Source organism: Rhizobium sp. Root491 (assembly GCF_001427205.1).
GTDB lineage: Bacteria > Pseudomonadota > Alphaproteobacteria > Rhizobiales > Rhizobiaceae > Agrobacterium > Agrobacterium tumefaciens.
Genome location: NZ_LMFF01000001.1, coordinates 428,968 through 447,378, shown reverse-complemented (window position 1 = coordinate 447,378; position 18,411 = coordinate 428,968). Strand labels below are relative to the sequence as shown.

19 protein-coding genes are annotated in these 18,411 nt (G+C 59.9%); 5 read left to right on the top strand and 14 right to left on the bottom strand.

Features of this window, described 5'->3' with window-relative positions; all coding sequences use genetic code 11:
* Positions 1–50: 50 nt before the first annotated feature.
* Complete coding sequence (gene recO / locus ASD46_RS02225) at positions 51–815, top strand: DNA repair protein RecO (RefSeq protein WP_025592903.1); 765 nt, start codon at positions 51–53, stop codon at positions 813–815.
* Between the two features lie 2 nt (positions 816–817).
* On the opposite strand, the gene ASD46_RS02220 is transcribed toward recO, so the two are convergent.
* Positions 818–2,032, bottom strand: coding sequence for an MFS transporter (locus tag ASD46_RS02220; protein ID WP_003512255.1), 1,215 nt, complete (start codon positions 2,030–2,032; stop codon positions 818–820).
* Positions 2,033–2,208: 176 nt separating this feature from the next.
* On the opposite strand from ASD46_RS02220, the gene ASD46_RS02215 reads away from it, so the two are divergent.
* Positions 2,209–2,943 (top strand): class I SAM-dependent methyltransferase, encoded by a 735-nt coding sequence (locus ASD46_RS02215; RefSeq protein WP_025592905.1) that lies wholly within the window; start codon positions 2,209–2,211, stop codon positions 2,941–2,943.
* A 31-nt stretch (positions 2,944–2,974) separates the two neighbouring features.
* Here ASD46_RS02215 and ASD46_RS02210 read toward each other — a convergent pair whose 3' ends face one another.
* The 4 genes from ASD46_RS02210 to ASD46_RS02195 form a co-directional block, all read right to left on the bottom strand.
* Positions 2,975–3,817, bottom strand: a complete 843-nt coding sequence (locus ASD46_RS02210) for an MOSC domain-containing protein (protein ID WP_013635801.1) — start codon at positions 3,815–3,817, stop codon at positions 2,975–2,977.
* A gap of 10 nt (positions 3,818–3,827) precedes the next feature.
* Positions 3,828–4,472, bottom strand: coding sequence for an HD domain-containing protein (locus tag ASD46_RS02205; protein WP_060641833.1), 645 nt, complete (start codon positions 4,470–4,472; stop codon positions 3,828–3,830).
* Entirely contained in the window at positions 4,469–7,240 is a 2,772-nt protein-coding gene (locus ASD46_RS02200; protein ID WP_035198057.1) for a DUF2339 domain-containing protein, read from the bottom strand. Before ASD46_RS02200 ends, ASD46_RS02205 begins: the two co-directional genes overlap by 4 nt.
* Before the next feature lie 241 nt (positions 7,241–7,481).
* Positions 7,482–9,035, bottom strand: a complete 1,554-nt coding sequence (locus tag ASD46_RS02195; RefSeq protein ID WP_025592909.1) for a VOC family protein — start codon at positions 9,033–9,035, stop codon at positions 7,482–7,484.
* A gap of 292 nt (positions 9,036–9,327) precedes the next feature.
* On the opposite strand from ASD46_RS02195, the gene ASD46_RS02190 reads away from it, so the two are divergent.
* The 3 genes from ASD46_RS02190 (at position 9,328) to ASD46_RS02180 (ending at position 12,063) form a co-directional block, all read left to right on the top strand.
* The gene (locus ASD46_RS02190) at positions 9,328–10,371 is read left to right on the top strand and encodes an ABC transporter substrate-binding protein (protein ID WP_025592910.1); all 1,044 of its coding nucleotides are present in this window, start codon (positions 9,328–9,330) and stop codon (positions 10,369–10,371) included.
* 88 nt (positions 10,372–10,459) lie between these two features.
* A complete protein-coding gene (locus ASD46_RS02185; protein ID WP_003512279.1) occupies positions 10,460–11,248 on the top strand; it encodes an ABC transporter ATP-binding protein in 789 nt (262 codons plus the stop codon).
* On the top strand, positions 11,245–12,063 hold the full coding sequence (locus tag ASD46_RS02180) for an ABC transporter permease (RefSeq protein ID WP_003512280.1): 819 nt from the start codon (positions 11,245–11,247) through the stop codon (positions 12,061–12,063). Before ASD46_RS02185 ends, ASD46_RS02180 begins: the two co-directional genes overlap by 4 nt.
* 117 nt (positions 12,064–12,180) lie before the next feature.
* On the opposite strand, the gene ASD46_RS02175 is transcribed toward ASD46_RS02180, so the two are convergent.
* The 9 genes from ASD46_RS02175 to ASD46_RS02135 all read right to left on the bottom strand — a co-directional run bounded on the left by ASD46_RS02175 (position 12,181) and on the right by ASD46_RS02135 (position 18,338).
* Entirely contained in the window at positions 12,181–12,864 is a 684-nt protein-coding gene (locus tag ASD46_RS02175; protein WP_060641832.1) for a ZinT family metal-binding protein, read from the bottom strand.
* Between the two features lie 200 nt (positions 12,865–13,064).
* Positions 13,065–13,886 carry a mechanosensitive ion channel family protein gene (locus ASD46_RS02170; RefSeq protein ID WP_025592915.1) on the bottom strand — a complete coding sequence of 274 codons (822 nt, stop codon included), beginning with the start codon at positions 13,884–13,886 and terminating at the stop codon, positions 13,065–13,067.
* A 79-nt stretch (positions 13,887–13,965) separates the two neighbouring features.
* On the bottom strand, positions 13,966–14,484 hold the full coding sequence (locus ASD46_RS02165) for a tyrosine phosphatase family protein (RefSeq protein ID WP_019565367.1): 519 nt from the start codon (positions 14,482–14,484) through the stop codon (positions 13,966–13,968).
* Positions 14,481–15,116, bottom strand: coding sequence for a YfbR-like 5'-deoxynucleotidase (locus ASD46_RS02160; RefSeq protein WP_025592917.1), 636 nt, complete (start codon positions 15,114–15,116; stop codon positions 14,481–14,483). Before ASD46_RS02160 ends, ASD46_RS02165 begins: the two co-directional genes overlap by 4 nt.
* Before the next feature lie 2 nt (positions 15,117–15,118).
* The gene (locus ASD46_RS02155; protein WP_025592919.1) at positions 15,119–15,967 is read right to left on the bottom strand and encodes a YgfZ/GcvT domain-containing protein; all 849 of its coding nucleotides are present in this window, start codon (positions 15,965–15,967) and stop codon (positions 15,119–15,121) included.
* A 190-nt stretch (positions 15,968–16,157) separates the two neighbouring features.
* The gene (locus ASD46_RS02150; RefSeq protein WP_025592920.1) at positions 16,158–16,925 is read right to left on the bottom strand and encodes a hypothetical protein; all 768 of its coding nucleotides are present in this window, start codon (positions 16,923–16,925) and stop codon (positions 16,158–16,160) included.
* Positions 16,926–16,939: 14 nt separating this feature from the next.
* On the bottom strand, positions 16,940–17,197 hold the full coding sequence (locus ASD46_RS02145) for a hypothetical protein (protein WP_003496894.1): 258 nt from the start codon (positions 17,195–17,197) through the stop codon (positions 16,940–16,942).
* A gap of 105 nt (positions 17,198–17,302) precedes the next feature.
* Positions 17,303–17,743, bottom strand: a complete 441-nt coding sequence (locus ASD46_RS02140) for a TIGR02301 family protein (RefSeq protein ID WP_025592922.1) — start codon at positions 17,741–17,743, stop codon at positions 17,303–17,305.
* A gap of 178 nt (positions 17,744–17,921) precedes the next feature.
* Positions 17,922–18,338, bottom strand: a complete 417-nt coding sequence (locus tag ASD46_RS02135) for an NUDIX hydrolase (protein ID WP_003512297.1) — start codon at positions 18,336–18,338, stop codon at positions 17,922–17,924.
* Positions 18,339–18,411: the final 73 nt, after the last annotated feature.

The following is an 18,411-nucleotide window of genomic DNA, read 5'->3' as shown; positions in this document are numbered from 1 at the left end:
GCCGTCAGATCGGTTATGATCGGGCTTGAATCGGAATTCGGACAGATTTCATGCAGTGGCAGGACGAGGCAATCATTCTCGGCGTAAAGCGTCATGGCGAGACCAGCGTCATCGCCGAGGTGATGACCCGTTTGCGCGGCCGCCATCTGGGGATGGTGCGCGGCGGGCGCTCCCGCAGCATGCAGCCGGTGCTGCAGGCGGGAAACCGGGTGGATGTGATCTGGCGGGCGCGGCTTGACGACCATCTCGGCGAATTCCGCATTGAGCCTTTGCAGTTGCGGGCGGCGCAACTGATGGAAACGGCAACCGCCGTGTATGGCGTGCAGGCCATGGGCGCGCTGCTGCGGCTTCTGCCGGAGCGTGACCCGCATCCGCATCTCTATCAGGCGCTCGACGTCATTCTCGACAATCTCCACGATCCTGTTGATGCCGGGGAACTGTTCGTGCGTTTCGAGCTGGCGGTGCTCAACGATCTTGGTTTCGGTCTCGATCTCACGGAATGCGCGGCAACAGGCCTGCGCACCGATCTCATCTATGTATCGCCCAAAACGGGCAGGGCGGTCTGTAGTACGGCGGGGGCGCCCTATGCGGCGCGTATGCTTTCGCTTCCCGCTTTCCTGAGCGAAGGTCAGTCGAAGGCCGCCGATCGCGACAGCCTCGCGGCCGCCTTCCGTCTCACCGCCCATTTCCTCAACCGCCATGTCTATGATCCACGCGGCCTCAATGAAAACGCCGCCCGCGACGGTTTCGTGCAGGCGGCGTTGAAGGCACTGGAGCGCAAGGCGGTGCTGCCTGCGCTCGATAAGGCGGTATAGCCTCAGGCCATTGCTGGCCGAGGTGCGGGTCGTTCCTGAATAGGCCAATGCACGATGGCCGCAAAAATCCCCATGCCGACGCCGAGCCACCAGACGAGATCGTAGGAGCCGAGCTTGTCGTAAAGGAAGCCGCCGAGCCAGACACCGAGGAACGAGCCGATCTGATGCGACAGGAATACGACGCCACCCAGCATGCCGAGATGGCGCGTGCCGAACATGATCGCCACCAGCGCATTGGTCGGCGGCACGGTGGAAAGCCACAGGATGCCCATCACGGCCGCGAAGATGATGACCGAAAGCGGCGTTTGCGGCAGAAGCAGGAAAGCTGTAACGGCGATTGAGCGGGCGATATAGATATAGGCCAGCAGATAGGGTTTCGAGTAACGCTGGGCAATGACGCCGGCGGCCAGCGATCCGATGATGTTAAAGAAGCCGATCAGCGCCATGGCGATGACCGCATAGCGGGGTTCGATGCCGATATCGCCGAGATAGGCCGGAAAATGCGCGGTGATGAAGGCCACCTGAAAACCGCAGACGAAAAAGCCGGTGGTCAAAAGCAGATAGCTCTTGTGGCCCAGCGCTTCTCTTAGCGCCTCGCCTGCCGTCTGCTTGAATTGCGTCTGCGACTGGCTGCCGGACGAGGAATTGCCGCGCATCGGATAGGCCAGCAGTGGCACCAGCATCATCATTACGGCAAGCCAGACGAGACTGTCCGACCAGCCATAGGTGGAAATCAGGCCCTGGCTGATTGGCGCAAACAGGAACATGCCCGCCGATCCCGCCGCGGTGCCGATTCCGAAGGCAAGCGAGCGTTGCTGCGGCGTAACGTGCCGCGCGAAGGCCGAAAGAATGACGCTGAATGAACCAGCGGCAATGCCAAGCCCGACAAGCACGCCACCACCGAAATGCAGCCAGAAGGGCGAAGTGCCGAAGGACATGCAGATGAGGCCAGCCGCATAGAGAAAGCCGGAAAGCACGAGCACACGGCCGGTGCCGAATTTATCGGCGATGGCGCCGAAGAATGGCTGGCCTAGACCCCAGAACAGGTTCTGAAACGCCATGGCAAGTCCGAAGGTGGAGCGGTCCCAGCCGGTATCGGCCAGCATGGGTAGCTGGAAAAAGCCCATCGCCGAGCGTGGCCCGAAGGTCATGACCGCGATCAGCGACCCGGCGACGATGATCGCCCAGGGCATGGTTTGGCGTGTGGCTTGCGACATGAAACTCTCCCGATGCAGCACCTCGCCCCGTGGGACGCTGTACCGCAAAATTCCCCTTTGATGAGAGGAATATTATCTTTTGCAAGGCTGCCCCACTAGCAACTTTTCTTGACGGCACTATTCGTGCGATTGATGAGACACTCAGGTGAAATGCCATCGGGTAAGGTGAGGCAACGATGAAGCAGAATATTTACGACGACCCGCAGTTTTTCGAGCGCTACAGCGCCATGCCACGCTCTCTGGAGGGACTGCGTCAGGCGGGCGAATGGCATGAGCTGCGCGCCATGTTGCCAGCGCTGAAAGACAAGACAGTTCTTGATCTCGGTTGCGGTTTTGGCTGGCATTGCCGCCATGCCGTAGAGCAGGGCGCGGCGCATGTCGTCGGGGTCGATTTGTCGGAAAATATGCTGCGCCGCGCCGCCGAGATAAACGGCGGCCCCGGCATCGAATATCGCCGCGCCGCGATCGAGGACATCGATTTTGCGCCGGAGAGCTTCGATCTGGTACTGAGCTCACTCGCTCTGCACTACGTCCGCGACCTCGATGCGGCATTCGCGAGAGTTTTCTCCGTGTTGAAATCCGGCGGCGCCTTTGTCTTTTCCATCGAGCATCCCGTGTTCACGGCGCTGGACAAACAGGACTGGTTCTACGGCGAAGATGGCGAAATACTGCACTGGCCGCTCGATAACTATCAGAACGAGGGCGTGCGCCATTCCAACTGGATGGCGGATGATGTCGTCAAATATCACCGCACGGTGTCAGGCATTCTCAACGCCCTGCTGACTTCAGGCTTTGTGATCACGCGGCTCGCGGAACCGAGGCCCGATCCCGCCCTGCTGGCGGAGCGGCCGGAGATGAAACACGAAGACCGCCGTCCGATTTTCCTGATCGTCGGTGCGAAGAAGCCTTGATACGAATTCGTGAGATGCATCGCCCGGCAGCTTAACGCCTCTTGATCGCCCAGCCGTCCGGCCGTTCTTCGACTACCTTTGCCACATCGCCAACAGCTAGCCTGCCTTCGCCGCGCGGTGTGACATTCCAGCCGAAGAGCGGGCCGGGTACGCGCCGGTCGCCGGACATGCGGATGCGGCCCATGGCCTTCATGGGGGAGGGTACATCGCGGGAGCCGGTTATCTGGTCCTGTGTCGTCATGATGCAGCGGGCGCAGGGCTTGACGAGGTCGAAACGAATGCCGCCGATCTCGATCGCCGCCCAGCGATCCTCCGCCCACGGCTCGTCCGTTTCCAGCACGATATTGGGCCGGAACCGCTCCATGCCGACGGCGTCCTCGCCATTTGCACGCATATTGTCGTTAAGGGCTGCAAGTGAAGCGGTGGTGGTGACGAGTATCTGGTAACCGTCGGCAAAGGTGACGGGCGTTTCGTTGCCGGTCCATTCGAGGCTCGCGATGCGTTTTGCGATGTCATCGAAGAACACCAGCTTCACCTCGCGCCCAAGCCACTCAGACAATGTGTCGTTGGTTTCACTATCGGCGATATTGGCGCTGACGATCGATTTCCACACCGCCACATCCATGCGCTGCCCGGAAGGCCTGGCGAAAATCTCGCCACCTGCTTCCCGCGAAAGCACCATGCCGCCATCCGCGTGCTGTGCCAGAACCGTGGCAATATCAGGCAATTCGCGCTGGGTGATGAAGTGGCCCGAAGGGTCGGTCAGCATGGCGCGCCGGTCGCCGGGCAGGCCTTCCGCCGAAACATCGCTTTTCGAGAGGACAATGCCGCGCGCGCTTTTCAGCGGGTAGATGTTGAGTTCGGTCACACGCATTCAGGTCTCCTCAGATTTCGTCGAGAAACAGGTCCAGCACCTGTTTCAGCCGCTCATGGCGGTGCTTTGCCAGTTCTCGCCCGGTTTCGGTGCGGAAACCATCCGCAAGCTTGAACAGCTTGGTTTCGAAATGGTCGATGGCGAAGGCGCGATCATCAAGCGGACGGTCCTTTGCCAGCGGATCGGCCGGGTCGAAGAGCGCCGAACCCATGCGTCCGGCAATATAAAAGCAACGCGCAGCACCCACCATGCCGATGGCGTCCAGCCGGTCGGCATCCTGAAGGATCTTTGCCTCCAGCGTCTGCGGCTCGATATTGGCGGAAAAACTATGTGTGGTGATGGCATGCGCGGCGGCGTCAATATCGGCCTGACGCCAGCCAAGCCCGGCCAGAATGCCGGAGGCTTTTTCCGCCGCAAGGCGTGAGGCCTGCGCGCGAAGCGGCGAGTTCTTCTCCACCGCCACGCAATCATGCAAAAGCACGCTGGCCGCAAGCACCGTGCCATCGCCGCCTTCGCCCGCATGGATGCGCATGGCGTTGCGGAAGACGCGGTGGATATGGGCAAGATCGTGCGAGCCGTCACCCGCATCGGCGGCATGCGGGATCAGGTCCTGCGCAAGCGCCGCATAGGGCGCAAAAGCCTCAGCCGGGATCATGTCTTCGGCTGCCGGGTGAGGATTTTCTGATAGAACAGACCGATGCCGATCAGCACGGCGCCAAGCCCGATGAAGGACAGCGCCCGCAGCACGCCCTCAAGATTGCTCATGTCGATCAGGAATGCCTTGGCGACGGAGATCAGCACGAAGGCGGCGGATGCCAGACGCAGGCTGCGGGCATTGAAGCGCGAACCGACGATGAGCAGCAATACGCCGATCAACAGCCAGACCACCGAGTAGCTGTAGGTCTCGCCCTGCAGGAAGCCTTTCCAGTTGGCAATGTTTTCACCCTGCCAGAAACGGCGGACCGAAAGCGTGGCCCAGGCAAAGCCGAGTGCGGCACCCGCCACGGCCAGCAGGCTGACATAGGCTGCAGGCCGCTTGCCGCGTGCGTAATAGGCAAGGCCGCCATAGGCAAGCGCCGGCAGCAGGTAACCGATCAGCAGCAGGTTGAGGAACGGGATGCGGCCGGTATTTTCGCCGGTGAAATAGGGGTTCAGCGTGAAGAAATGCATCACCAGCACGTTGATGACGGCGATAACGCCTGCAATCATCGAGCCATAACGGAAAACGGGGCTGGGGCTCTTCAAATCGAGCGTCATCAGTACGCCTGAAAAACCGATGGTCAGCAGCGTATAGATCGACTGTTCGCCAAGCGTCGGCACGCTTTCGTCCAGTGTGCCGCCATTCATCGCATGGCGGATGAGGATTGCGACCGCCAGCAGGCCCATCAGGCTGGCGATGGCCTGCAGGAAGTTCTTTGCCCGGAAGCCCGGCCAGTCGCGCAGCATCCAGGCAGAGACGATAGCGAGCAGCGCCGGAATGCCGTAACCCGGCAGAAGCGCGTTGAAGACCGGCGTGAGCCCAAGATTTTGCGGCCCGACGATGGTCGGCTCCCAGGCGATGCGGCCAAGAACGGCAACACTTGCCACCGCCATGACCCAGGGCAGCACATCCCAGTTGCGCTGGCGGGTTGCCAGCACATAACCGAAACCAATGACGGAAAGCAGTATGGTTGTCGTAAGCCCCTCAGTCAGCGTGTGCAGGCTTAGCGCGAATGCGGCAAAGGAGCCGAGCACGAGGATGTTGAGCGGCTTGCGATAGGCCTCGTTGTTTTGTCGGTGCAGCCATTCGGCAGCGGCGATCAGCAGGAAACCGAGGCCGAGGCCATAGGCTGCATGCAGCCAGTCACGACCGAGATTTCCATATTCGACGAAGCTCGCGGTTCCGAGCCAGACCGGGAAAAGAGCTGCAATCCCCGCCCAGAGCTGGGCGAAATCCGGATCGTCCGCGCCCTTGCGTTTAAGGAAGGAAAAACCGCAGAGCAAAAGAATAGCGCCAAGACCAAGCGCCATGGCGATTTCAGCCATGTAGCCGGTTCGCACCGGCGGCAGCGCAATCGAGGTATCGTTGATGATGCCAATGAAATCGAGCCCGGAGCGAGACATCACCGAGACCGCAGCCTGCGCGCCAAGTGCTGCGATAATGGCGGGCCAGACTGCGTTGCGGCGGGAAGCACCAAGGGCCGCCAGCCCTGCGATGAGCGCTGAGACAATCACGGCCGGATGAAGGTCGATGCCTGCGCCGATGACGAGAAAGCTGAATGCCGGCAGGATCACGGCCATTGAGACGGTGAGATTGATGGCAAGCGACGGGCGCAGCAAAAGCCGCATGGCGCGAACGGCGCGCCGCCCGGAAGTTACGGTTTCTCCCGTTTCGGCAGGTGCTGCGTCGAAATAGCGTCCGGGCCAGAGGAAGATCGTACCCGCAAGCATGACGAGCAGCGCAAGGACCGGAGGTGCGGCACTGATCGTGTCGGCGATGGCGATATAGCCGAGCGCCCAGAGGCCGAGACCGGCATTGGCAAGCGAGGGAGCCACGGTCCAGCGCTGCCTGCGCGCGGCAGCAGCTGTCGCGAGCCAGGAGATCGTCAGGAAGATGAACAGCGCCCATACATCAGGCGTTTCGGTGGCGATCAGCGCAGGCGTCAGCATAGAGCCCAAAAGGCCAAAACCGGCGAGCGCCTGCCCGTGCAGAAGTGAAAGGCCAATAGTGGCGAAGGCGACAAGCCCGAGCAGTATGAAAGCGGTGGTGGGGCTTATGTAGTCGTAAATGCCGTAGGCGGCATAGATAACGCCGAACAGCGTCAGTGCACCCGCTGCCGTCAGCACGCCAGGTATCATGGCGTTGGAATAGGTGGTGGCGATACCAGGTACGGCCTTGCGGCGGATCGCCTCGCCGGCAAGCCCAAGACCGAGGCCGAAAATGGCGGCGAGCGAAAGCCGCACGGCCGGGCTCAGGAGCCCAGACTCGATCGAATATTTGATGAGGAAAATGCCGCCGAGCGCCAGCGCCAGCCCACCTGCCCACACTGCCCAGCGTGCGCCCAGCAGACTTTCGAAGCTTTCCTTCGGGGCTGACGCGGATGCGGCCTCAGTGGAAAGCGCACTTGTCTCTTCCGCGCTGGCAAGGTTCTCCGCCGGCGCCATGGCCGCGGCCACTTCGGTTTCGGACGGATATTCCGTTTCGACGAACTCTTCTTCCGGCAAAGCCCGGTTTTCTTCTTCCGCCCTGAAATCCGGGTTTTCCGCGGCTGCATCCGCCTCCGCCTGTGCGGCAAGAGGAGAGGCCGCCCCGGTGGCCATCAGACGCTTCAGGCCGTGAACCTCACGCTCCAGCGACTTGATGCGGCTTGAATTGCGGATGCTTGCGACCAGCGTGTAGATGAAGGCTGCGATGACGGCGAGGATGAGAAACGGGATTTCCAAACAGACTCTCCAATTACTAAGCTGTTTTTAAAGCCGTTTTGGCGAATTTATGCAAGGCTTGGTTGAGGGATGCGGGAGGTTGCCGTTTGTTTCTTCCGCCCGCCGGGGAGACGGTGGCCCGAAGGGTCGGATGAGGGGAAAACGTTGCTCAATCTCACGGCCTTTGCCCCTTATACCGCTGCCGTGGCTTTTTGCCCGGCGGGGGAGAACAAACCACGAGGCAACGCGGTATCGTCAGATGTCACGCCGCAAGCCAGTGCCGTGCCGCTTCGATATCGGCAAACCCAAGATCGTGACCGTCATCGATCATTTGCACTTCTGCCCGCGCGCCGCCGGCCACAAGCCTGCCTTGCACATCTGCCGCTCTGTCGCGATATTTGTCGCGTTCTCCGGCTACGAGCAGGAAGTTGCGTCCGGTAAGATCACTTTCCGGCCATCTATCGAGAATCGGCAACGGGCGATAAAGCAGCGCATCCCCGGCAAGCTCCGGGTAGAGTGCCGCAAAGGCCGCATAGAAATTCGCGCCGTTGGAATGGCCGATGAAGCGCAGCTTAGAGCGATCCAGACCATAGGACCGAATGGCGCCGTCAATGAAGGCGGCAAAGGCTTCCGCTTCCGAGACGATATCCTTCTGGTCGAAGCTGAAATCAGGCAGACGCCTGAACCAGCGGGCGATGTCTTCCTCCGTGCTGCGGCCACGGACGCCGAGAAGCGTGGCGCCCGGAGCAGCGCGGTGCGCCAGCGGCATCAGGCTGGTTTCACTGCCGCCGGAACCGTGCAGCAGGATGATGGTGCTGCCATCCGGCTTCTCGGGCGTATAGAAGCGGTGCACGAAGGGCAGGTCGCGATAGACGATACGTTCTTCGCCCGGCATCGAAAATTGCGGCAGCGCAACGCGCACATCCGCTTCGTCCTTCATGAAGAGTGGCGGGATGAACAAATTTTCGCCGAGTGCCTCCAGCGGTTCGTCCACGGTCATGCCGGGAGCGTCGGTCGCCATTTCAATCAGCACGCCGCCCGGTTCGCGGACATAAAGCGAGTGGAAATATTTTCGGTCGTGGGCATTCGTCGTGCTGGAGTTCAGCGATTTCAGCTCGGCCAGAACCGCGTTCAACTCCTCCAGATCCTTCGCGCGGAAAGCGATGTGGTCAACAGTGCCGGTACCCGGGGCGCTGGACCAAAAGCCGGTCGCGTCGCGCACGTCGATGATGTCGCCGCTTTGCGATACGAGCCGGCGGATCGCGCCCGTCTGGCTTTCCTGCCGGTAGCCGAAATATCTTGTGAGGAACGCCACGGTTTCTTCCGGCACCTCGCTCAGCATCGTCGCGCCATAACTCCGGCGAATGGCGTCTTCTGCGGGGATGTCGTTTGTCACATGCGGCGTGGCATCGGCGAAGGCGTTCGTGCCGACCAGCTTGACGATCAGGCCGTCAGGGTCTTTCAACCGGATGACAGGGGTTCCGAATTCGTCGGATGGGCCCTCCGCGCGGATGCCGAATTTCAGCGCGCGCGTCAGCCAGAAACCAATGCTGGCAGGGTCGATCGCCAGTGAAACTTCCAGCGTCTGGCCATAACCCACGCGGCCCTGCCCACCGTCTTCCCAGACGAGGAAGGTCAAAAGCGAGCCGGGCGAGGCGTTTCCGTCGCCGTAAAGCAGGTGAAGCTGCATGGCATCTTCAAAACCGGCAGTGCGTTTGACGAGCCTTAAGCCCAGAAAGCCGGCGTAAAAATCGACATTCGCCTGCACCTTCCGGGTGATCATCGTGATGTGGTGTATGCCCAGTGCAGAATTCATCTTGCCGTCCCCGCCGTTTTGCCTGCCGTTTGTGGCCCTATTTGTCCCACGCTGCGCCTGATCCGCAACCCCGGCAAGTGAGAACGCTGTGTTCGCTGCGTGAACGATATTGCTGTCGCTTCGTTGCATGCGGGATGGGCAAAAATCGGGCTTTTTGCCTGCCGGTTGATCATGAATGCCTTTAAAATAAGCATACAAAATAACGGCTATTTTGTATGCAATTTTATCTTGCCTTGATGGCTGGAATTGGGTCTTATGCAACCAATCCAACCATAACCATCAGGGGGAATAGATGATATTAACGCGTAGGTTGTTGTCGAGAGCTCTGGCCATTGCTGCAGTCGGTGCCGCTGCCGGGCTGTCGCTGCCGGTAACGAGCGCCCATGCCGAAACGCCGGTGAAATTCACGCTCGACTGGAAATTCGAGGGACCTGCCGCAGGTTTCCTGCTGGCGTTGGACAAGGGATACTTCAAGGCCGAAGGCCTCGACGTGACGATCGACAGCGGCAACGGCTCGGTGGAGGCTATTCCGCGCGTGGCAACCGGCGCTTACCAGATGGGTTTCGGCGACATCAATTCGGTGATCAAGTTCCTCGATGAGGATCCGAGCCAGAAGGTCAAGGCCGTTTACATGGTCTATGAACGCCCGACATTTGCCGTCGTGGGTCGCAAGTCGCTTGGTGTGACTGGCGACCCGAAGTCGCTGGAAGGCAAGAAACTCGGCGCGCCGCCGCCGGATGGCGCTTTTGCGCAATGGCCAGCCTTCAAGCAGGTCGCGGGGTTGGACGACAGCAAAATCAAGATCGAATCGATCGGCTTTCCGGTGCGTGAGCCAATGCTCGCCAAGGGCGATGTCGACGGCGTCTTCGGTTTTGCCTTTTCGGTGATCCTCAACCTAAAAAAACAGGGCATTGCCGATGACGATATCTCGACCATCCTGATGGCCGAGCATGGTTTGAATCTTTATGGCAATGCTGTGCTGGTAAACACTGATTTTGCTGAGAAAAACCCTGATGCCGTCAAGGGTTTCCTCAAGGCGCTGGCCAAGGGCTTCGCCGATTCCGTCAAGACCCCTGAAGAGGGTGTGGCGGCCGTGCTCAAGCGTAACGAGACGCTTGACAGCGCGATTGAGCTGGAACGCCTCAACATGGCCAACAGCATGAACATCAAGACGCCCTATGTGGTGGAAAATGGCATGGGCGGCGTCGATCCGGCCCGGCTTGCTGCCTCCCTCGAGACCCTGAAAGTTTCCATGGGTCTGAAAGGCAACGTCAAGGCAGTGCAGGTCTTCGACGCGGCTTACCTGCCGCCCAAGGAAGAGCGCATGCTTCCCTGATTGATGTCACGGCGACCGCCCGGATCGCTTGCCGGTCCGGGCGGTTTGCAATTTTTAAATAGCATGGGGGGCTGAAAAGGGGACTGCGATGTCACATCTCGTGGAAATAGACAATGTCGACATGCGTTACGGCGGGGCGGCCGGAACGCTGGCTGTATCCGGCCTCAACCTGACGGTCGACAAGGGGGAATTCGCTGCTGTCGTCGGCCCGTCGGGCTGCGGCAAGTCGACCCTGATGAAGCTGGTAACGGGGCTGCACATTCCGCAAAAGGGCAATGTCATCGTGGCCGGACGGCAGGTCACGGAACCGGTTTCCATTGTCGGCATGGCGTTTCAGAACCCGACGATGCTGCCCTGGCGCACGACGCTCGAAAATATCCTGCTGCCGCTGGAGATCGTCGAGAAGCACCGCCGGCGTCTGCGCGCGCATAAGGCCGAATATGTCGCCAAAGCCGAACGCCTGCTGGAAATCGTCGGCCTTAAAGGCTTCGGCTCGAAATTCCCCTGGCAGCTTTCCGGTGGCATGCAGCAACGCGCCAATCTCTGCCGCGCATTGATCCACGAGCCGGACCTTCTCATGCTGGATGAGCCCTTCGGCGCGCTCGACGCCTTTACCCGCGAGGAACTGTGGTGCGTCATCCGCGATCTGCATACGGCGCAGCGGGTTACCATCATTCTGGTGACGCATGACCTGCGCGAAGCGACCTTTCTCGCCGACAAGATTTTCGTGATGAGTGCAAGGCCGGGCCGCGTTCTGGCGGAACACCGCGTGCCTTTTGCGCGACCGCGCCAGCTGGATATCATGTATGACAAGGGTTTCAACGACATGGTGCAGGAACTGCATGGCGAGATAGCTCAGGCGAGGGTGGCGGCATGAGTGCGTTTGTGGAAAGCAGCATGGCAACCGCGCCGTCGAAACCGCTGATCGCCCGGGTCAACTGGGTGAAGGCCGCCCCCTGGCTCTATACGCTGGCGCTGTTTGCAATGTGGGAATTGCTGGTCTATGCGCTGAAAATGCCGCCAACCATTCTGCCGTCGCCCGTACGTGTGGGGCAGGCCATCGTGCAATATTGGTCGCCGATCTGGAAGAACTCACTGCAGACGCTCTATACCACCACGCTCGGTTTTGCGATTGCCGTCGCGGCGGGTCTCGCCATCGGCCTCTTTATCGGCTGGTCGAAAACCATCTATGCCGGGCTTTATCCGCTGATGATCGGTTTTAACGCCATCCCCAAAGTGGCGCTGGTGCCGATCCTCGTCATCTGGTTCGGCATCGGCACTGTTCCTGCGGTTCTGACTGCGTTCCTGATTTCCTTCTTCCCCATCGTCGTCAACGTCGCGACCGGTCTGGCCACCATCGAGCCGGAAACTGAGGACGTGCTGCGCGCACTTGGCGCCAGGAAGATGGATATCATGCTGAAGGTCGGCATTCCGCGCTCCATGCCTTACTTCTTCGGCTCGCTGAAAATCGCCATCACGCTCGCCTTCGTCGGCTCGGTCGTATCGGAAACCGTCGCCTCCAATTATGGCCTCGGTAATATGATGAGTTCGGCGCAAAGCCAGTTCAACGTCCCACTGGTCTTTGCCGGTCTGTTGATGCTCGCCGTGGAAGGTATCGTCATGTATGCGATCATGGCCTGGCTCGAAAAGCGCATGACCGGCTGGGCGCATCGCTCGACCATGGGGCAGTGAGCGGGGAAAGGGCCGCATCAACTCGCATTGGTTGCCTTCTCCCCACTGGGGGGAAGGCGAAATCGTGACAATTCAAGGTTTGACCACAGGCTGCGGAAAACCAGGAAGAGTGCGGTCTTAATGCGCCGCCATTTCCTCGACGATCTCAGGGCCATCCATCTGGAACGGATAATAGGTTGGCCAATTGGTCACCTCGTCCAGAAGTGCTTTGCGGTCATTGCCCCAGTAGAGGTGGTAATGGCCGGCTTTTTTAGGCGCGATGGTGTGATCGCTGAACTGAATAAATTGCGGTGCATCCACATCGCCGCCGGTCTTTTTGAAGATGTACCGCACGCCGCGATTACCCTTCTTGTAGGTCAGGATTTCCTGGCCGTCGCTGACATAAGTGCCTTGCGTTGGTTTGCCTTCCTTATAAAACGCCACGTTGTCGCCCTTGATGGTGATGCGATTGACATCCGTTTTGTAGCCAATTTCGTAATAGGCACGATATTCGGCTGCTGTCTTGTCGCCGTGGGCTGCCTTCTCCGCCATGACCCCATCGAGAGAACCGTTCAGCAGATAGGGATAGACTGACTGCCAGTCACCTTCCCAGTCTGAAAGCATGCGTGGCTTCACCTGCGCATCCTCGAAGTAACCCTTGTAGATCTGTTTCTCGGCTTCGGTCTGGCCATGGCTGTGATCGTGGCTGGGACTATGCGCGGTGGACGTCTTGTCTTTTCCGGCCGCCAGTGCCGGGGCTGTCATCAGCAGCATGGAACCGATTGCAAGCGCGCCGGTGACGCGGGTGATGGTTTTTTGCATTCTTCTGGCCCTTATGTGGTTATAAATCGAAGGGTAAGTTATGTAATAACATTACGAATAGGTCGTATAAACACGTCCTTCGCCAGACGCAAGAGCGCCTGCCGCCACCCTTGCGCGAAAAATGGTGAAAGCCGGCTCAGGGCCTGCTTTCATATGGGAAAAAGTTGCATGGAGAAGGGAGCGGCTGGGACGCTCTTAATTCACGCGGTTTGCCCGGTTAATTCCGACTTGCGCTCATCGAAAGCGAGCTTCATTGCCTTCGTCACGTCACGCGTGGTTGCGAAGTAATTGTCGCTACGCGCCCAGTAGCGCAATTTCACGGTGGCGCTGTCGGCGCTGACCGAATCGACGAAGGTAACGGGGGCGGGGTCCAGCAGTACCCGGCTTTCCGAGCGCACCACACGCATCAGCATGTCCTGCGCCGCAGCCAGATCCTCGTCGCTCTTAACCGTCAGGCTCAATTCGTGGCGGCGTGAGGGAAAGCGGCTATAATTGGTGATTGGCACGTTCCACAGGGTGGAATTTGGCGCAAGGCGGTAAAGCCCATCGCTGGTTTTAAGCTCGGTCGCAAACAGGCCGATTTCGATCACCGTGCCGCTCACGGCGCCAGTCTCGATATATTCGCCAACCCGGAAGGGACGCAGCACCAGAAGCATGATGCCGGCGGCGATGTTCTGCAATGTCCCCTGAAGCGCCAGGCCGATGGCGAGGCCGGCAGCGCCGAGTGCCGCAAGAATGGAGGCCGTCTGTACACCAAACTGGCCAAGCACCATGACCAGCACCAGAATAAGCACCACGTAACGGATGGCACCCGCGAAGAAACCGGCAAGCGTCGCATCGAAGCCGCGGATGCGCGACAGGCCCTGAAACGCCCAGCGCTGCAGGAAAGTCGCGGCCAGCCAGCCGATGATCAGAAGCAGCAGCGCACCGATGATCGAAAAGGAGTATTGCACCGCCAGCGTGCTCGCCTGCCGTACCGCTGCCTGCGATGCGACGATGATATCCGTTGCCTGTTGTTCCATAAATTATCCCGTGATTCTTATTGCTGTTCTACTTTGGTAACGACTGGATGCCGCAGGGGTTCCGCCAAAAACGGAGCCGTCAGTTGGAGAGAGGCAGCACGAAGGGTACGTTGCCGTCCGTATCCGCGCCCCTGCCGATCGTCTTGATTGCCGCCACCAGCCTGCCATCCCGCCCAAGCAACCGGTCCCCGATTGCGATGATGCGGGCATTGGGGGTGGCGTAAGGTGAGGCGGTGCGCAGGCTGAGCGCAAGCGCCATCTCGTCCTGATCCGGATAAAGGCTGAGTGCTGCAATGACGGCTGCGGCAGGAGAGCGCGACACGCCCATCCAGCAATGGATGAGAAGCGGTGCGGACTGGTCCCATTCGCGGGCGAAATCGATCAGCCGCAGCACATGTGCATCGTCAGGCGCGATGAGATCGCCGGTGCCCTTGAAGCTGATGTCGTTCATCGCAAGGGTCAGGTGCCTTTCGGCTGAGATCACCGCCGGGCGGTGAAAAGTCTGCTCCTTTGCTATCAGCGTCACCATTTCACGGGCTTTGTGCTTCACGGCCATTTCCGCGATCCGCGACAGCGGCGATACGACGATAGAAGTCATTTAACCCCTCCAGCCGCGTTGCCGGTTTTGACCACGCGCATCGCCTCGATCGCCTCGAAGCGTTCAATGAACCGCTTCTGCGCCTCGGTCGAGGGAAGCGGGATTATGTCGAACATATCGCGGGTGATGCCGCGCGGCAGGCCGAAGAATTTCTGTGCCTCGGCAATGGAAAAACCGGCAAGCTCCGTCGCCTCGAAAAAGGCGGCAACCGTATCGGCTTTCTTGATGCGGTCTTTCAGTTCGCGCGAGGCATGCGGCGGCAGGCCAAAGCGCAGATGCACGGCCGCTTCCAGCCTTTTCTCCACGGTTTTATAACCGCCGCCAACCACGGATTTGAACGGCGAGATCATGTCGCCTATGACATATTCCGGGGCGTCGTGCAAAAGCGCCATCTGCATATCGTCGGGCGTCGCATTCGCACATATGCGGCAGAAAATGTTTTCAACGATGAGGCTATGCTGGGCGACGGAAAAGGCGTGATCGCCGCGCGTCTGGCCGTTCCAGCGGGCGACGCGGGCAAGACCATGGGCGATATCGGCGATTTCTACGTCGAGCGGTGAGGGGTCGAGCAGGTCGAGCCGCCGTCCAGAAAGCATGCGCTGCCAGGCGCGGGGACTTTTAGCGGGCGCCACGCCTATTCCTCCGCCTGTACCGCAGGATCGACGACGGGGAAGGAGATGCCGCTCCAGGCCGGCAAGGCCACAGTCACGGGAACATTCTCGGCAATGAGCGGCGTGGCGGAGGCGAGCGCATCGGCAACGCGGTCTGTCCGCACGATGGCAAGTCCCGTGTTGCCGCAAACGGTTCCAAGCGCCCCGACCGGTTTTCCATTGGCGGTGATTTCGGTTCCGGTTGCGGGAAGCGCGCTTTCAGCCGAAACGGTTACGACCCGCCGTCTTGCCGTGCCGCGATGTTTCATGCGCGAGACGACTTCCTGACCGACGAAGCAACCCTTCTTGAACGAGACGCCGTCATTCACATCCATCAGCACATCATGCGGAAAAGCATCCTGCAACGCGTAATCCCGGCCGGATTCGGCAATTCCGTACTCAATGCGCAGGGCATCATATGCCGTTATGTCGCCCGAGGCCGAAGCACCCGGCACGCGGAACAGATTGATGCCGGCCTTGGCGAAACGGCCGTCCTTCGCGCCCGCCTCCGGCACACTTTCGCTCCAGAAAACGCTGACGCCTTCTATCGGTTCGGCCTTGAGATCAACGGGCGCGCGCAGCTTGTACATGGTCAGGCGGCGCAGCAGCGCATCCTGTTCGGCAGCGCCCGATTCGATCAGATAATCCGGCCCATCGCGCGCAATCAGGAAATCGAACAGGATCTTGCCCTGCGGCGTCAGAAGTGCCGAGGCGCGCGCCTCGCCTTGCGGCAGGTTTTCAACATCGGCCGTGATCAGATTGTTCAGAAACTCTTCGGCACCCGTGCCGGAAACTCTGATCAGGCGGCGGTCGGCAAGAAAGGCGGAAGGCATGGCATCACCGTTCGGTTCATCGAAAGCATTTCCGGCCAGGGTCGCTGAGGGCTAGCCGAGGCAATCTGCAGAAATGCTCTCTTTTTGTTTTCGCGCAGTTCTATTTGCAGAACCGCGACGCGCTTCTGCTGAATTGCTCATGCCGCACAGTTAGGATTTTTGCAAAAGAACGGCAAGCACCGCCGCGCGATCAATCGCCGGCGGTGAAGAACTTCCACTTGCCATCGGGCGAAATGCCGATGCGGTAAAAGCTGTAATTACCGTATTCCTGCATATCAGCCAGATCGCCCGCCGTGATGATCCGCAGCAGCTCTACCTTTTCCGGCGCAGTCAGCGTATTGAGCGGCTTTCCGGAGAAATAGGGGAAAACATAGGCTTCATCCGGGGTGCCGGCGTCGACATGGGCATAACCCGTGGAAAGCAGATCGATGATGATCGCCAGCACTTCCAGACCGTCCGGATCGCCGGAATAGCTTTTCAGCGCTGCGATCGGGTCGTCGCTGTCATTGCCGTCGATACGGAACTGCTTGTCGCTGGCGGCGATGAAAGGCCGCAGTTTTTCGATATCGCCCGAAGAGGCGGCGTCGATGATCTGCTGGCGAAGCTTGCGCACAGCTTCCGGCGCCTTTGAAATATCATGCTCGATAACGACCGACATTTCCGGCGTGTTGCCCGGCTTGGCCGGTTGCTGGGTCGATTGACCGGCGGAACGGTCGACCAGAGGGTCGGGCAGGGGAATGCCGTCCGAATCACCTTCGATCTCGTCGGGCTCAGGAGCCTGGGGCCGTTGCGGCTGTTCGCCACTTTGGGCTTGCGGCTCGCCTTCGGTATTTTGTGCGGGTTTCAGCTCGGAAAGCGCAAAGGCGCGGCCGGGCAAGCCAATGGACCCGGCGGTCAAGGCAGCCAAGATGGACAGCATGGCGGAAGAGCGCAAAAGCCCCTTGCTCAGGCAAGACATGACAGACCCCGACTTTACTGTATCACGCGCTGCGGGGAAAATTCGCCTTCAAGCATGCGCTGGCGCAGCGATTCCAGCATTGCTTCAGCACCGGCTTCGCCGTGCATACGGATGGTTTCGCGCATGGCCAGAGCGATTGCGGCATCGGCGATGATCTCCGGCTCGATGCCGTCGGCCATGCCGTCAGCCCATGCCTCGTTCTGGTGTTCCAGAGCGACCTGCATCTTTTCATGCACGATCATGTCGTCGATTTCGTTACGGCTCGTCTGCATTTTTCATCCTCGACAGGGCGGGCAAGTCCTTACCACCCTGTTAACAACACTAGCAGCCTTTTATCAAAACGGCACGGGCTGCGGCGAAAAGAGGTTAACAATCCGCTAATTTCCGAACCTGGACGCAATTTCCTGGGCGAGTGTTGCCCCTTCGTTACGGTAGCCCTCTTCTGCCATGACGGCGGCGCGTGTGCAACTGCTGTGGATGGCCGCAAAGGAACGATATCCACGGTTGAATGCAGCCGTCATGCGCTGGCGCCTTTCAGGTTCGTTGGCCGTATCGGCCGCCAGAAGATCGCTCATCGATTTGCGCCAGTCCTCCGGACCGGAGGAAGGGCACAGGGTTCTCAGATATTGCACCGCCCCCAATATCTCCGACAGCCGTGCCAGCCTGTCGTCATAGGGAGCGGGTTTGGGCGGTTGTGCTTCCGGCGGGCGAACCTCACTGGAAGCAGCCTTCGAAGGCTGCGCATGAGCGACGCCGTCTTGCCCGGCGAGTGCAAGAATGGTCAGGAAAAAAGACAGGAAAATGGTTGGCCGTATCAAAATTTTATTCTGCCCCACACATACTCGTGAACACCCGGCGGGCGGATTGGTCCTGAAGCCATCGCGGTCTTTCAGACCGCCCCGTCAGCTTTAGGTCTATATCATGTCTTTATCGCAAAACTGCTGCACAGTGTTGCGCGACATCCTCTAGATAATAGCGATTCTGGCTGTCTGGCAATCATGCAAGCAGCCGCTCGGCGCATTCGACGACGCTTTCCGGTGCCGGCAACCGGCGGATTTCCGACAATGTGAACCAGCCCGCATCCGCCGCGTCGTCGGCCGCCGTCACCGCCGGGTCCGCATCCGTTTCCACGGTAAAGACGGAGAGGAAATAGTGGCTCGTCAGCGCACCCTCGGGGTCGCGCGACGGCAGGTCATAGGTCGCAAACAGCTGCGGTTTACGCGCGACGATACCGGTTTCCTCCTGAAGTTCGCGCAGCGCCGTCTCGGCTGGCGTTTCACCCTCTTCGCCGCGCCCGCCCGGAAAGGCGAACATGTCTTTCGACGGCGGATTTATACGGCGCACGAGCAGCAGCCGATCTCCATTCCGGACGATGGCGGAGGAGGCGGGGCGGGGCTTGATACGAAGGGTCATGAATGGTTTCGCTTGTTTCAGCCGTCTTGGGCCTGTCTATATTGGTCCGGGAATACCGATGGTATATTCGGGA